The 15769-nt window shown below is 40.5% G+C and carries 10 protein-coding genes; 5 read left to right on the forward strand and 5 right to left on the reverse strand.

Features of this window, described 5'->3' with window-relative positions:
- Positions 1-3 precede the first annotated feature (3 nt).
- The 4 genes from AXF23_RS08480 to AXF23_RS08495 are packed head-to-tail and all read right to left on the reverse strand — an operon-like array spanning position 4 to position 5084.
- Positions 4-894, reverse strand: coding sequence for a decaprenyl-phosphate phosphoribosyltransferase (locus tag AXF23_RS08480; RefSeq protein ID WP_107624986.1), 891 nt, complete (start codon positions 892-894; stop codon positions 4-6).
- Positions 891-1916 carry an acyltransferase family protein gene (locus tag AXF23_RS08485; RefSeq protein ID WP_107624987.1) on the reverse strand — a complete coding sequence of 342 codons (1026 nt, stop codon included), beginning with the start codon at positions 1914-1916 and terminating at the stop codon, positions 891-893. Before AXF23_RS08485 ends, AXF23_RS08480 begins: the two co-directional genes overlap by 4 nt.
- Positions 1917-1951: 35 nt before the next feature.
- Positions 1952-3121, reverse strand: coding sequence for an acyltransferase family protein (locus AXF23_RS08490; RefSeq protein ID WP_107624988.1), 1170 nt, complete (start codon positions 3119-3121; stop codon positions 1952-1954).
- A gap of 52 nt (positions 3122-3173) precedes the next feature.
- Complete coding sequence (locus AXF23_RS08495; RefSeq protein WP_233251265.1) at positions 3174-5084, reverse strand: phosphoethanolamine transferase; 1911 nt, start codon at positions 5082-5084, stop codon at positions 3174-3176.
- 268 nt (positions 5085-5352) lie between these two features.
- Between AXF23_RS08495 and AXF23_RS08500 the strand changes: the two genes are divergently transcribed.
- On the forward strand, positions 5353-7926 hold the full coding sequence (locus AXF23_RS08500) for a DUF2339 domain-containing protein (protein ID WP_107624990.1): 2574 nt from the start codon (positions 5353-5355) through the stop codon (positions 7924-7926).
- A 137-nt stretch (positions 7927-8063) separates the two neighbouring features.
- Here AXF23_RS08500 and AXF23_RS08505 read toward each other — a convergent pair whose 3' ends face one another.
- A complete protein-coding gene (locus tag AXF23_RS08505; protein WP_107624991.1) occupies positions 8064-9239 on the reverse strand; it encodes an ATP-binding protein in 1176 nt (391 codons plus the stop codon).
- A 766-nt stretch (positions 9240-10005) separates the two neighbouring features.
- On the opposite strand from AXF23_RS08505, the gene AXF23_RS08510 reads away from it, so the two are divergent.
- From AXF23_RS08510 to bcp, 4 genes are all read left to right on the forward strand, one after another.
- Positions 10006-12033, forward strand: a complete 2028-nt coding sequence (locus tag AXF23_RS08510; RefSeq protein WP_107624992.1) for a M13 family metallopeptidase — start codon at positions 10006-10008, stop codon at positions 12031-12033.
- Positions 12034-12656: 623 nt separating this feature from the next.
- On the forward strand, positions 12657-13553 hold the full coding sequence (gene dapF / locus AXF23_RS08515; protein ID WP_107624993.1) for a diaminopimelate epimerase: 897 nt from the start codon (positions 12657-12659) through the stop codon (positions 13551-13553).
- Between the two features lie 76 nt (positions 13554-13629).
- Positions 13630-14862 (forward strand): LL-diaminopimelate aminotransferase, encoded by a 1233-nt coding sequence (locus tag AXF23_RS08520; protein WP_107624994.1) that lies wholly within the window; start codon positions 13630-13632, stop codon positions 14860-14862.
- Between the two features lie 430 nt (positions 14863-15292).
- Positions 15293-15748: a thioredoxin-dependent thiol peroxidase gene (gene bcp, locus AXF23_RS08525; protein ID WP_107624995.1), complete on the forward strand. Its 456-nt coding sequence runs from the start codon at positions 15293-15295 to the stop codon at positions 15746-15748.
- Positions 15749-15769 lie beyond the last annotated feature (21 nt).

The raw sequence follows: 15769 nt of genomic DNA on the forward strand, positions 1-15769 counted from the left end.
CTCTTATTGACTATTCTTAAATACATAGATAATAAAGAGGAAGGCAAGTCCGAAGGCTAACACTATCAGCTGCATGAAACGATCGTGTATCATCACCTTCGTTGGGTCACCACTCTTCTTATCAACAACCGATATCTGGATATAACGAAGTAGGCCCAAGAGCACAAAGACACTGGTCAGATAAAGGTGATCTGTGTGGAAATTAGCGATGGTTTCGGGACTTACTGTGTACATGATATAGCACACCAAGGTAACACTTGCCGTTATTGTTATCGCTTGATTAATGAAAGTAAGATTATATCGGATAGTATTCTGGCGAGGTGCATGGCCTGTCTCGTTCATCCTCACAACATCGTCACGTCGTTTAGCAAAGGACAGGAAGAGCATTAACAAGAAGGTCATCAGAACAATCCACTTACTCAGATGAATGTCTGTTGCATATCCTCCTGCCAGGATACGGAGAACGAATCCGAAGGCAACAACACACACGTCAATGATTGCATAACGCTTCAAACGAAGGCAATAACCTATATTTAACAGCCAATAGAAGATTATTACACTGGCTGTTTCAACCTGACGTGCATGCAACAAAAAGGTCGAAATCATCGATAAAGCAAACATCAACCCCATCAGGATATATCCCTGAACAATACTGACAGCACCAGAGGCCATCGGACGATGACACTTCACAGGGTGTTGACGGTCGTCATGAACATCGACAATGTCGTTCAGACAATAGATAGATGAGGCCGTCAGACTAAAAGACAAGACTGTGATAAATCCTGCGTAAACCGCTTCCCATTGCAGTAAAGCACCTCCAAAGAAGACTGGAAGGAAGACGATAAGATTCTTAATCCATTGATGTGGACGTATTAACAGTATAAGGTTCTTCATTTTATTCTATTCTCTATGGGCGTTATAATCCCTTTAATTATAGTTTGTAAGAGCCATGCAAATATCAGACTGAGGACAATCGTCACAACAAACTTAGGCCAATAAGACCAATCAGTCCGCTCAAGATAATCGAGTACGAAGTGGGAATGTATCAAATAAAGCTCCAAACTCAATGCACCAAAGACTTTTAGTATTTTGTTCATATACTTTGGTGTATGATGAAGGACTTGATTGAAGAGGATAATCGATGTAAACGTAAGGGGGATATAAAGCATACGTTCAAGGAATAAGGGGAACTGTCCGTGCTTCTCTTGTTCAAGAAACAGACAAGAGGAAAGAGCGATAACGAATGTTATCACTATCATCCAAATAGCCGAACCACCCACTGTTTCTTTCCGTTTCACCGCCTCTGCGATGTTAATACCTATAAAGAAGATGGGCGCACGGCTCCAAAATATCTCTAAATGACCCACTGCTTCATGCAGTGGGGTAATATATTCGACCACAACACACCACATTATCATGACTACAGGAGTCCAACGATAGATAGGATTCTTGGCGATAAGCATCATATAAAAAGGACTCACAAGATAGAAAACCATGATAGCAGGGATATACCAAAACGTTAGCTCGTTGTGCATCCAGAAGTCCCAGTTAATCGTTATATCCCCGATGAGATCGATGATATTCATACTGTGCCCACTATGTCCTGTGAGATTGATGTTAAGGAAATCAGGTATATAGTAGAGACAGGCCATGAAGAGCCAAGTAGGATAGACACGTAAGAAACGTCGAAGATAAAACTTTCGCAGCGAAGGGTGCTTTGTCCAAGAGAACCACAAGCCCATACCGCTCAAGAAGAGGAAGAAGTCTACACCGATGTTGCCCATTCTCTTCAAGCCAAAGAAGGCATCTTCACGTGGCAGCCCCACATGAAAAAGAATAACGAAGATGATGGCCAACCCCATCAACTCTCCTCGGTAACGGCTTATATCAGCTAATTCAATGTTTCTTATCTTCATTTATTGCGATGAAATCGTGTATTTATAAGACTCCTTTACTTTAACTTTGGACTCGGTATCTTCTTCATTAACTCTTTGAACAACCATGCTAAACAAAGTGAAGAGATAATGTAAAGGAGGAGCCCCGTCCAATATTCTCCCCCTCGAGAGATTGGAATAAATATCTTTCTTGTGATAGGATGACAGACGAAAAGGGCTGCTGAGATGCTGCCAACCCACGAGAGAATATTCATAACAGAGAAATACTTATTGCCAACTACGCCTTCTATCCAACTGAGTAATCTCACAAAAGTAATAGAGGCGACACATATTACAAGGGGTACAAAATACCATGTTATGTAGTTGAAGCTCATCAGCAATATGGCAAATAACGAAAGGACAAAGGCAACAAGGTTTGTAGCAGTCGTCCAGGCGTGTGCGAATCTCGCATAAAGTACACCAAAACCGAATGGCAGCATACCACCGATAAAGTTATATCTCCAGCGGTTCAAAGCCTCACTCTCTGGTTCACAAGATAACTGTATGGCAAAACAAAGCACTATCAACACAACATTCCACGCCCAATGTCGGCGATAAAGGCAAAGTCGATACACGATATACAACTGTATCATAAGCCCAAAGAACCAGTAAGGACCAGGCCAAATAATATCGTCAGGATTGGGAAGTAGATTATTAAAAAGTCCCATTTGACCGATAATATCCATCACATGGTAATCGTGGGGAGCGTCGGTAATAGCGTCAACCATCGTAAAAGCTACAAAACCAACTATCATCATACGGAAAAGTTTTACCCAATGATATTTGATAAAACCAAAGACTGGAAGACTTGACTGTACTTGCAGCATACTTGTTGGCACTGTTGGCTGTTGCTTCTCGTACTTCATCGTCAGACCGTAAGCCGATAAGAAGAGGAATACAGGTACTCCATAATGCCCAAAGAACGAAAGGATATGAAAGAAGAACAATTCGTTCCACGACCCCTGTAACACTTGATAAAGTTTGTCTACATTACGTTGGAAATACTGATATTCGTTCTCCTTTACCACTGGACGCAACCAATGGCAGTAATTATGTAGGAAGATTCCGATAATGGCAAGCCCTCTCAACGCATCACACTCTACCCGTGTAAGCAACGCTTCTCGGCGTTCTTTCCTATACTCTGGTGCGGAGTGTTCTGTATATGTATTCTTTTCCTTATTAAACATCCTAACTTTAATAATTAATTTTGTGGTCTTTTACGAATTACTTTACACTTCTCTAATTCATTTCTCTACGTTCACTACCCACCTTACAAGCTATCTTCTCTTTTGACATAGACTTCTGCTTTGGTAAGAGATGCTTCTCAGAAGGACGAGTAAGCTTATCGTAATCCGTTGTATTCTTTAATATTCTCGGTCTCATCTCATTGTATTGTGGACTGAGGATATTATATTCGGGATGATAGTCTTTCGTATGGATACCAGCTAAGTAAAGCAACAGATGCGGTAATGCATCCGTCATATAACGACGATGCTTAGCAGCGATGATTTCTTGGAAAATATCAGGGTGCTTCACAGCATACTTATGTGTACAGAAAATCCAGAAAGGTATTTCAAACTCATAGCGTGCTAAGTCATAATCAATAGCTGCTGAATGTTTACGACAAATGAAGCCTCTATTACCCTCAAAGCATTCTTCTCCGTGGTCAGGCATATAGATAATGATAGCCTCTTGATTCTCAAAACGACTAATGATAGCATCCACGATGGAGTCATTATATAGGATGGCATTATCATAATCAGCCAAGATACTACGCTGTTTACCATCGAGGTCAGAACGCTTTTCCGCATAGTCATCAGCCGTGAAATGGTGACGATCGCTCGGATAACGCTGTTTATAAGTGACATGCTGTCCGAGTAGATGGAAGATAATAAGGTTATGGTTTGTATTGTGTTGCTTTTGATTCTTATCGTAATCATCGAGTAATCCTCGATCAAATCGGTATAATTGGGAGTTACGAGAGTCGAACATTGCCGATGAAAGTTCTGGGTGATTTAAGAAGAAACCACCGCTGAAATCATATACAGCCTGCTTCGCTTTCGGTAGGAACTGATTGGTTATAAAAGTAACATGATAGCCTGCCTTACGGAACAGTGAAGGGAAGAGCGGATAATCACACCACTCCCCTTTCTCTCCAACAACATGCAGAGAGAAAACGTTCTTGAACACAAAGCTGGTTAAGTTCCATGGTGCTACGACATCACTGAACGGTACGAGTAATCCCGACTTTTCCCGTTTAATCTGACGAGGGGTCGTCGGCATGAAATAACCATATTGTTGTGAATGATGCTTACCATAGCTTTCTCCAATGATAAGGACAATATTTGGCGATTTATACGAACAGCTATCCACTTTCATCTTGTCCTTTGCTTCGATGAGACGATCGATTTGTTGCGATGCTAACTCATTTGAGAAGATACTGAACACAAGTCGATAGACAGGCAGATAGAACTGTGCACAATCGCTGGTTGTCAGTTCGTGCTCTACAGAACCAATAGTATCTAAGGAGAACATCTCCACCATCTCTTTCTTATTATGCGCTGATGAGTATGCCGACCAACAGAACAATACAATGCAAAGAGCCCCTAAGACAGGTTGCAGCCGAGCAAATACTCGATACATAACATCCATTTTATCGCTAACACCAATAGGGAGTTTGATTTTCTGTCCTACTACTACAAGAATCTGCAGAAGCATAATCAGTAGTAATAGTCCGACACTCGAGAAGAGGATATCGGTGGTCATGTAACTACTAAAAAACTCACCCGCCTCACGGCCATCAGTCTCACCTACAAGAAGGAGCATGGAGGGGTTTAATGTAGACTGGAACTTCACCCAACAAAAAAGGTCTGTGATACTTGTTGCGTATGCAATAACATACAATAAAGCACGTATCCATCGACGTACTTTCAAAGGAATAAGTGAAAGGAGAAGACAGATTATATACAAGTCAAAAAACAACTCTAACCAAAGATTACTATAGACAGTAGCATCAGGATTATTGGTAGGCAATTCCTCATACGACACCACAATGCCGATAAGATACATAAAGAAGAAAAAAGAGGCATTGCCCTTTATTGGTTGATACGCCTTGTTTAATAGATTGACAACTTGCTTAATAACTTTCATTCTCTCAACTATATTTACTTGCAAAGTTAACATTATTTTTAGGAGTAGTCAACTTTTACTTGCGTATTTAACATTGTTCTCATAGCATAACAGCTTTTTCACCTTATTACATGTGACAAACTCTTCCTCCTTATCATTAGACTTATATACGAGAATAAACAGTATGTTAAGAGGTAAAAAAACATGGCAATAAGATTTATTAGGAGTAATTATTTTTTTATTTCACACGTAATCATTAACTTTACCGCCTAAATAAACTCATAAAATCATGGATGAAGTATTTTTAGTCTTTCTTGGTCTCGCTTTATTAGCAGCCCCTTTTCTGCTGTTTTTTGTACTTATGTCTAAGATAAATGACATAAATTACACACTTAACAGCATCAGTTTTGAAATCTCCACACTGAAATCCATAATGGAAAAGATGCAGCGTGAAAAGGAGAGCAAACCTAATACTCCAATAGAGACAAAGCAAGAAGAAATCGCTACACAGCCAAAGGAGCAGCCAGAAGAAGCTCCGAAGGAAGAGACAAGACCTACTATTGTTCAAAACACGAACTGGTGGGAGGAAGAGATAAAGAATGAAATAGAGACCAAGGAAAAGACGGAAGAACCAGTAATCACACATGATAGTGAGCAATTAGAGGGACAGGAGACACCAGAGACCGTGGAAGTTCCTGTTGTAAACAATGAGAATGTAAGACCTTCTACTGTGGAAATCCCTGTCAAAGACACGAAAGAAGAAGCCTCTGAAAATACTGAAGAAAAACCAGAAACTACTGAAGAGCCAGTAGAAGAACCGAAGGAAGATCCAGCCATGGCCATGGAAGAAAAGTCTTCGATACGTGAAGAGGAGTCTTCTATGCTTGAAGAAGAACCACAAACAGAAGAATATACTATAAGAGAAAGCAACTTTGAGAAATATATTGGTGAGAACCTCTTCGGTAAGATTGGTATTCTCATCTTTATCATTGGTATTGGCTTCTTCGTTAAATACGCCATCGACCAGAACTGGATCAACGAGACAGCACGTACGTTGATGGGTTATGCCGTTGGAGTAGGTATGTTAGTACTGGCAGAAAGACTGCATAAACGCTATCACGCATTTAGTTCTTTGTTGGCAGGTGGTGCCTTTGGTATATTCTATCTTATCACGGCAATCGCCTTCCACTACTATGCTCTATTCTCTCATACGACCGCCTTCGTTATCTTATGTGCGACAACATTATTCATGTCAGCCGTCTCCATACTATATGATAGGGTTGAGTTGGCAGTTACGGCACTCGTAGGAGGATTTATAGCACCATTCATTATCAGCACAAACGCAAGTAGCATCATCTCTTTACAGATCTATATTAGTATTCTGAATGTGGGTATGTTCTGTCTTACAATGTATAAACGATGGGCAATACTACCTATCATATCCTTCTGTTTCACCTATTGTATTTTATGGGGAACTCAAGCAATAACATACATCTCAAGCAGTGAGACAAATAACATCTACCCTACTCTATTTGCTTTTGCTACATTATTCTATTTCATCTTCTTGCTGCCCGTGGTTTATATCCTGCGTACACAGTGTGAAGGAAAGACAAGGACAGGATTGTTATCTATCGTTACGATTAACAGTTTCCTCTATTTACTCTATGGCAATTATATCTTACAACAATATGAATCTACCAACGATGCTACGGCTTACTTGGCTTTCTTCATTGCAGCAGTCAACCTTGCTATCTATCTGTACGTACGCTTCCGCGTCGAAGGACAGGACACGCTGCGCAATTTAATGTTAGGACTTGGCATTACATTTGCGTCTATCGCCATCCCACTCTACTTCAGTACAGCTAACATAGCCATGGTATGGGCAGCTGAGGCAGTACTCCTTCTGTGGCTCTTCACCAAAGAAAAGAACCTATTATACGAATGGGGCGCAACGATACTTTTGCTCTTAACACTCGTTGTATTGGCATGCTATAGAGAGAGTGATGTGTTTATACACGATGCTGGCCATAGTTTGTTCTTCAATGGAAGTTTCTTCGTGACCATGTTCGTAAGTGTCGCCTTCTTTGTGACAGCCATCATCCTACAATGCAATAAAGAGTTATTTAAGGAGAACAACCGCATTCTCAGCTATACTCCTTGTAATGTGATAGCATGGGCGTTAGGATTTAGTATCTTATACCTTGCCTTCTGGGATGATTTCCACCTGCACCTTGCATACCCAGCGTCCGACTATGCGTCCTTACTCACAGCGAATGTACTAATCTTAGTAGGTGCACTCATCCTGCGTAAACGATTTGAGATAAGTAAATATCCTATTGCCTACGAAATAAGTATCTATATCACAGGAATTATCTTTGCGATAGCTGTATGGAACTCTGCAGTACCAGACCAACTAACTTACAGATGGTTGATAACGCTCGTAACGATTGCTTATATGATTTATAGTATGCGTGGAGTGCTATTGGCAACATCAAAAAGAGGAAACCTATACACTGAGTACGCTATCATCTCAACGCTGGTATGGCTCACAACGACAAGACTCTTGCTCGTCACATTTGGCGAGACAGGCTTTAGCACAGCCTTCTCACTGTCATTAGGTGTTGCAGCCTTCATCTTAATGTGTATCGGTATGCGCTATCATAGTAAGGAGATAAGAATTGTCAGCCTGTGTGAGTTTGCAATTATCATTGGTAAGCTCGTCCTCAATGACGTATGGGCAATGCCTGCTCTCGGTAAGATAATAGTCTTCATCAGCCTTGGAGCCATTCTCCTTATCCTCTCATTCCTCTATCAGAAGCTTAAAGATGCTCTCTTCAATGAGAAGGAACAAGAACAGGAGTAAGCCTCAGCATCAGACATTAACATAACAACAATCACCCTCATCTGTCCAAACTTCTTTTTTATCTTGGACTGATGAGGGCGATTGCTTTGGTATAGTATTCGTGTTTCTTACCTATTATATTAGGAGAGAGACAGTTCCTAATAATTCAAGCCAAACATCCAAAGAGGTATGATATTACCTGTACCAACCTCGATATCATCTTTTACTATATACCCCTTCTTAGCTTCAACAATCTGTTTCTGCCCCTTACTCTTTCCTCCGACTTCAAAGGTTACACCATTAATCTCAAAGTCTGAGATACGAGAAACTATAATATCATTATGTACTCTCAACTGATTATAGAAAAAGGTCTCCCTTATATTCCCAATATTAGCTTCACTACCTGCTAAGATATAAGCTAAATTAGGGTTATCAAGATAAACCTTATCGACCTTACCTAATCCTCTTATCCCACCAGTAGCATCTCGTAGTTGACTAATAATTCCAGCCTTCTCCATATACAAGAAATAATCTGGAAGCACATTCCTACTCACTCCCACCATTGTTGCCAAAGAATCCATAACAGGCTTAAAAGGTACGCTACGTGAAATTATAGCAAGTAACTTCTTTAGCTTACGACTTGTTGAAAGTGTCATATTTGCAAACTGTGGTATATCAACCTCCATCGTAAGATTGACACTTTGGTTTAGTAACATTATAAACTCAACGTCATCTCCAAATGGATAATACCCATGACGCAAATACTCTTTAAACAAAGGTAGTGGATGCTCCAGTCCTTTGGGGAGTTTCACACGATGTTGAAGAATATCTTCTAAACTATAAGCTGGAACAACAATGCCCTTAAACATCTCCAGATACTCTCTGAAAGAAAGTCCCTGCAAATGATAAACAGGAGCGCGACGACTAAGGTCTGCCTCTCCTTGTATTATATCAAGAACCGACGAACCAGTAAAAGCAACTTTCAAATCAACATGGGTATCATATATTTGCTTTAGTTCTTGTGCCCAACCTGAATACTTATGAATCTCATCAATAAAGAGATATTCTCCTCCTTCTCTGCAGAATTCATCTGCTAAATCAACAAGTGTATGAGATGAGAAATAGACATAATCAGCTGAAACATAAAGCATATTCTGCTCTGACTGATGCTCCTTTATATATTGTAGAAACATCGTTGTCTTACCGACACCACGTGGACCAACCAGTCCTAACATCTGTCTTCCCCAGTCTAAACGATTATATAGATAACGATGAAAAGTAGTAGAGGTGTACTCTATTCTTTCCCGCATAAATTGTATTAAACTAATATCCATAGATCTTCTTTTTGCTACAAAGATACAAAAAATGCACTAACCATAGTGCAAAATAAGCAATAAATTGCACTATAAGCAGTGCAATTTGTGTTAAATAATGCACTATCTACAGTGCATATCACAACGATTCCTGCACTATCCGTAGTGCAATTGAAATAATGCATAGCATAAAAGAATGCTTATGAGTACTGCACTCTGGCGAGTCTTTCCCATATATTGATTAGTTATTAGGCTCTGATTATCATCATTATAATAACCTTTAAATTTCTTTCTTCCCATCTTCAACCTATGTGCGAGTACTCCGCACACGTCGTGCTAATGGTTCGCACCAATGGTGTTTGGTGTCCGCACCATTGGTGCGGAGCACTAAACACATTAAAGAAGCTTACTAAAATAGATTCAAATTGTTGACAGAAGCATGTTATACTACCCAAACATATTAACCAATAAAAGGTTAAAGAAGTTCCACAGACAAGAGAATATCATTTTCTTAAGCAGATAGTCATAACACATAAAGCAGTTCTTGTAGTAGCTTAAAGACATAGAATATTACCGACGATGCGTGTTAAAAGAATTAAAAAAAGGTATTCCTTACGTAGTTTTTTATCAAAAAGAACGACTAATAAAATGACATTAGGCTTTTTTATTTACCTTTGTAGTAAGATAAAAAGGAGGGAAAGATTCTTTTCAATATTGCTATCCAAGATGAGAAATAGTAGTATTTAAGTATCAAAACAGAAATATTTATCACATAAACAAGATGCACATGAAAGCAAAAATTTTATTATTTGCAGCCTCATTCATAGCTACATCAGCTATGGCACAGGGCTTAAAGTCGGGCGTAGACCGCAACAACATGGACTTTAACGTGAAGCCCGGTGAGAACTTCTATGAGTACGCTGCAGGTAACTGGTTGAAGAGCCATCCACTTGACAAGGAACATCCAATGAATGGAGCCTTCGTTGATTTGGAAGAACTAAATAAGAAACGCATCCGTGAAATGGTTGAGGATTATGCGAAGAAGCCACAGACAAAGGGTACTGTAGCACAGAAGATTGCATCAATCTACAATCTCTATATGGATAGCGTACGCCGTAATCGTGAGGGATATGCACCTATTAAGCCTGTATTGGCAAAGATTCGTGCTGCGAAGAATCGTAAAGACCTCATCAAACTGATGTATGACCTCGACGTGAAAGGCTATGGCACCTTCCCTGTTGGCTTTGGTATGACAGTTGATGCAATGAACTCTGACCGTTATATCATAGGTATCTCACAAGGTGGTATTGGTCTTGATCCTGAATATTATACAAAGCCTAACGACCAACAGAAGGCTGTTATAGCAGCATATAAGAGTCTGAACAACGATTTGTTCAAGATGACTGGCAACGATGCTGCAACTGCTAAGAAGAAGATGGAGGCTGCTTTCTCTATTGAGAACCAGATTGCAAAGGTTAGCTATGACCAAGTAAAGTCACGCGACCCACAAGCTAACTATCACCCAATGACTTGGGAGCAATTCTTGAAAAACTATCCTGGCGTCGATTGGAACTATCTTTTGAAGGCTTCCGGCTACCCTAATAACGGCGGAAAGGTAGATGTTGGACAGCCAGAGCCTGTACATGAAGTTGAGAAGATACTTGCTACAGCTCCGTTAGACGCATTGAAAGCCTACATGGAACTTGCTGTTATCTCAAGTTCTGCAGGTATGTTGTCTGATAACTTCTCTGATCGTAACTTTGAATATACCAAGGTAGCATACGGTGTTCAGCAGCAACAGCCACGTTGGAAGCGTGCTTTGTCTTTCGTACAGGGTATCATGGGTGAGGCTGTAGGTAAGCTCTACGTACAGAAATACTTCCCTGAAAGCAGCAAGCAACGTATGATTACATTGGTAAAGAACCTCCAAGATGCTTTTGCACAGCGTATCGAAGAGAACACATGGATGACTGCTGCAACAAAGAAAAAAGCCATAGAGAAGTTGCAAGCATTTGATATTAAGATTGGTTATCCTGATAAATGGCAGAATATGGATAGCGTCTTCGTAATTGATGATAATAAGTCATTGATTGAAAACGTGAAAGCTGTACAGGAAGCAGCTATGAAGTATCGTATTGCTAAACGCTGGGGTAAGCCTGTTGATAAGAAGGAATGGCACATGACTCCACAGACGGTTAATGCTTACTATGACCCAACAACCAACAGTATTAACTTCCCTGCAGCTATTCTCCAGCCTCCATTCTTCGATCCAACAGTGGATGATGCAGCTAATTATGGTGCTATCGGTGCTGTCATTGGTCATGAGATGAGCCACGGATTTGACGACCAAGGTTGTCAATTTGATAAGGATGGTAATATGAAGAACTGGTGGACAGAAGAGGATAAGAAGAACTATGACGCTCGTACAAAGGTCCTTGTAGACTGGTTCAACAAGCAGGAAGTAATCCCAGGCTTGTATGTTAACGGTGAGAAGACACTCGGTGAGAATATCGGTGACAACGGAGGTTTGAACATTGCCTTCCGTGCACTTCAGAACAGTATGAAGACAAAACCATTGAGCGATATGGATGGTTTCACACCTGCACAACGTTTCTTCCTCGCTTGGGGACGTGTCTGGGCAAGCAACGTAGCACCTCAGTTTGTTGCTTATATTGTCAATTCTGATGTTCATTCACCAAGTATCAGCCGTGTGAATGCTGCCCTACCAATGATTGACAACTGGTATGATGCGTTCAATATCAAAGAAGGTGACAAACTCTTCGTACCACAACAGAGTCGTGCACATATTTGGTAAACGATAAACAACAAATAAGAAGATGCGTAAAAGAGAATTTATAAAGATAGTCATATTATCATATATATAAGGTAAGCAGCATCTTCAAAATATCAAAATAAGGGAGTGTACTCATTTAACTTGGGTATGCTCCCTTTCTTCTGTTACAACAACGAATGCCACAAAAGTTATTTATGAACAAAACGAGAGATTTGTAAATTAAAAAACAAGTACCTTTCGCTCTATAATAATTGCTTAAAATAGATAAAAAGTTTCCTTCAAATCAAACTTCACCTATATACAAGACGTACCCCAAAATAAAAACTTCAACAGGAAAGAACAAAGTGCACATCAATGAAGGAAAGGTAAAAAACCTTGATACTAATAACTATATATGACAAAAAACGAACAAATACTGAAAACTTTGAAAGTCAGTTATCAGTCACAAGCATACACTTCAAACATAGAAGGAGAAAAACTTTTGTAATAAATTAACAAGTAGACTAAAACAAACAACATAATCAATAAAATATATATTCTTGATAAGAAATACGATTATTTATCTATTAATTCAATAAAATATTGTATATTTGCACCCGATAATAAAATTAACGTCCCTCTAAGAGAGTAAAGAAAATTACACAATGGGTCAGAAGATAAAGTTTACCAAGATGCATGGTGCAGGTAATGACTACATTTATGTTGACACATTGAAGTATGATATACCTCACCCAAACGTTGCTTCTATCGCATGGAGTAATCGTCACATGGGTATTGGAAGCGATGGTTTAGTCTTGATTGGAAAGCCAACTGTAAAAGATGCTGACTACAGAATGCGCATCTTCAACGCTGATGGTTCCGAAGCAATGATGTGTGGCAACGCCAGCAGATGCATCGGGAAATATCTCTTCGAGAAAAAGCTCACTGAGAAAACAGAGCTTAGACTTGAGACGCTATCGGGGATTAAAGTGCTACAACTACATGTCAACGCTGACACAAAACATGTGGACTCGGTTACAGTCGACATGCTTGAACCTAAGTTTGATGTAAAGGAACAATACCAAGGGGCTTCTCCTAACCTCGTTCCTTACCATCTCCCCTTAGAAACAAGCAATGACGTGCACCCCACCTTCGTAAGTATGGGTAATCCACATTTCGTTGTCTTCCTTGATCAAAGCAAGATTGACGACACAAAGCAGCTCATCACTGACACCGACTTAACAGTCATTGGCAAAGCGTTAGAACATGACTCGGCTTTCCCTGAGCGTTGCAATATTGAGTTTGCATGCTTAACAGGAGCCAATCATCTACGTACACGAGTATGGGAACGTGGCAGCGGAATTACAATGGCATGCGGGACAGGAGCTTGTGCCACAGCGACTGCGGCTATAAAGAACAACATTGCCGACCGTTCTAAACCCGTTGAGATAGAAATGGATGGCGGTACGCTCTCCATTGAATGGAAGGATGATAACCACATCTACATGACAGGACCTGCGGCTTTTGCCTTCGAAGGTGAAGTCGAACTTCCTGAAGGATAAGAATAAGAAAGGATGTCTCTACAAGAAACGAGCGACACTATGCTTATAGACATATCCAAAACAGTACAAGCACAAGATGGCACATATAAACGAAGAGTTTCTTAAATTACAAAAGAATTACCTCTTTGCTGACATTGCAAAGAAAGTAAATGCTTATAAAACTGCTCACCCTGATAAGAAAGTTATCAGTCTGGGCATCGGAGATGTTACCCAACCTTTAGCACCCGCAGTAATTGAAGCAATGCATAAGGCGGTCGACGACATGGCGACTAAGGAACATTTCCATGGCTATGGACCAGAACAGGGCTATCTATGGCTCCGCAAAGCTATCGTCAAAAACGACTACGAGGCTCGTGGCATACACATTGACCCTTCTGAAGTATTTGTCAATGATGGAGCAAAGAGCGATACCGGAAATATTGGCGACCTATTGAGTCAGGACAATACAATGGCTGTGACCGACCCTATCTATCCTGTCTACATTGACTCTAACGTCATGGGTGGTCGCGCAGGAGTCTTCGAGAATGGCCGTTGGAGCAACGTCACATACATGTCCTGCAGTGAGGAAAATAAGTTTGTACCACAGATTCCCGACCATCGTGTCGATATGGTTTATCTCTGCTATCCAAACAATCCAACGGGCATGGTGATAACCAAGGAAGAACTTCAGAAGTGGGTTGACTATGCACTGGCACACAATGCTATCATCTTCTACGATGCTGCATACGAAGCTTATATTCAAGACGATGATATTCCTCACTCTATCTACGAGATACCAAATGCTAAGAAGGTTGCGATAGAGTTCCATAGTTACAGTAAGACTGCCGGATTTACGGGTATTCGTTGTGGCTATACCATCATTCCAAAGGAGCTGACAGCAACAACAAAGGATGGCAAATGTGTTGAAGTGGCACAATTTTGGGACCGTAGACAATGCACAAAGTTCAACGGAACAAGCTACATCTCACAACGTGCTGCAGAAGCTATCTACAGCTCAGAAGGTAAGAAGCAGATTAAGCAGACCATCAATTATTACATGGAGAATGCTCGTATCTTACGCAAAAGCCTTACCGAGTTAGGACTTACCGTCTACGGGGGAGAGAATGCACCTTACCTATGGGTGAAGACACCGGCTGACACTCCTTCATGGAAATTCTTTGAAGAGATGCTTAATGGTGCACAGGTTGTTTGTACATCTGGTGTTGGCTTCGGCTTAGCTGGCGAAGGTTTCATACGCATCACAAGCTTTGGAGACCGCAACGATTGCATCGAAGCAATGGCAAGAATTAAGAAATGGTTAAATAAATAAGAATACAGAAAGTCTTTTTCAGATAATCATACGTAAGAAATAACTACCAAATCCTATTTTTTATGGGATATTTTTAGTTACCAGTGGGATTTCATCGGGAGATGAGATCCCACACCTTTTTTTAATAATGAGTTACTTTTGAGGTCTGTTCCTATATTTAGCGTAATACAACAATAAGACTTGAGCAGCTCTTTGTCATGCAGAAGGAAATGCCGCACAAACCCTACAAAACGATAAATTCATAGTTATCAGACCTCCATCCAAGAGCTAATAAGTTCGTAATAACCTATGAGGAAACCCATACCAGCGTACCTATTAACTAATAATTATCTGCTAACATGTCATCTTTATAACCCCGTCCTGTAATCATGTCATTTCTTTTCAGTAACTTTGCGCACGGTTATATCATTAATTAAAAACAGAAAGAATTATGAACGTAGGAGATAAAGCACCAGAGATTCTTGGTACTGACCAGGACGGGAAAGAGATTAAGTTGAGTGATTATAAAGGTAAGAAGATTGCCCTCTATTTCTATCCAAAGGACTTAACATCAGGCTGTACAGCACAGGCTTGCAACCTTCGCGACAACTACAAAGAGCTAACGGATAAGGGTTACGCCATCATCGGAGTAAGCATCCAAGACGAGAAATCACACAAGAAGTTTATCGAGAAGAACGAACTTCCCTTCCCTCTCATTGCTGACACCGACTTGAAACTCGTCAACACCTTCGGCGTCTATGGTGAGAAGAAGATGTACGGGCGCACTTACATGGGTACTTTCCGCACCACGTTTATCATCAACGAAGACGGAGTTATCGAACGTATCATTGGGCCAAAGCAGGTTAAGACGAAGGATCATGCCGCTCAGATCCTTGCAGAGAAGTAAGTCCTTCGACAAAACGCTACC

Origin of the sequence: Prevotella sp. oral taxon 313 (assembly GCF_003043935.1) — a bacterium.
GTDB lineage: Bacteria > Bacteroidota > Bacteroidia > Bacteroidales > Bacteroidaceae > Prevotella > Prevotella jejuni.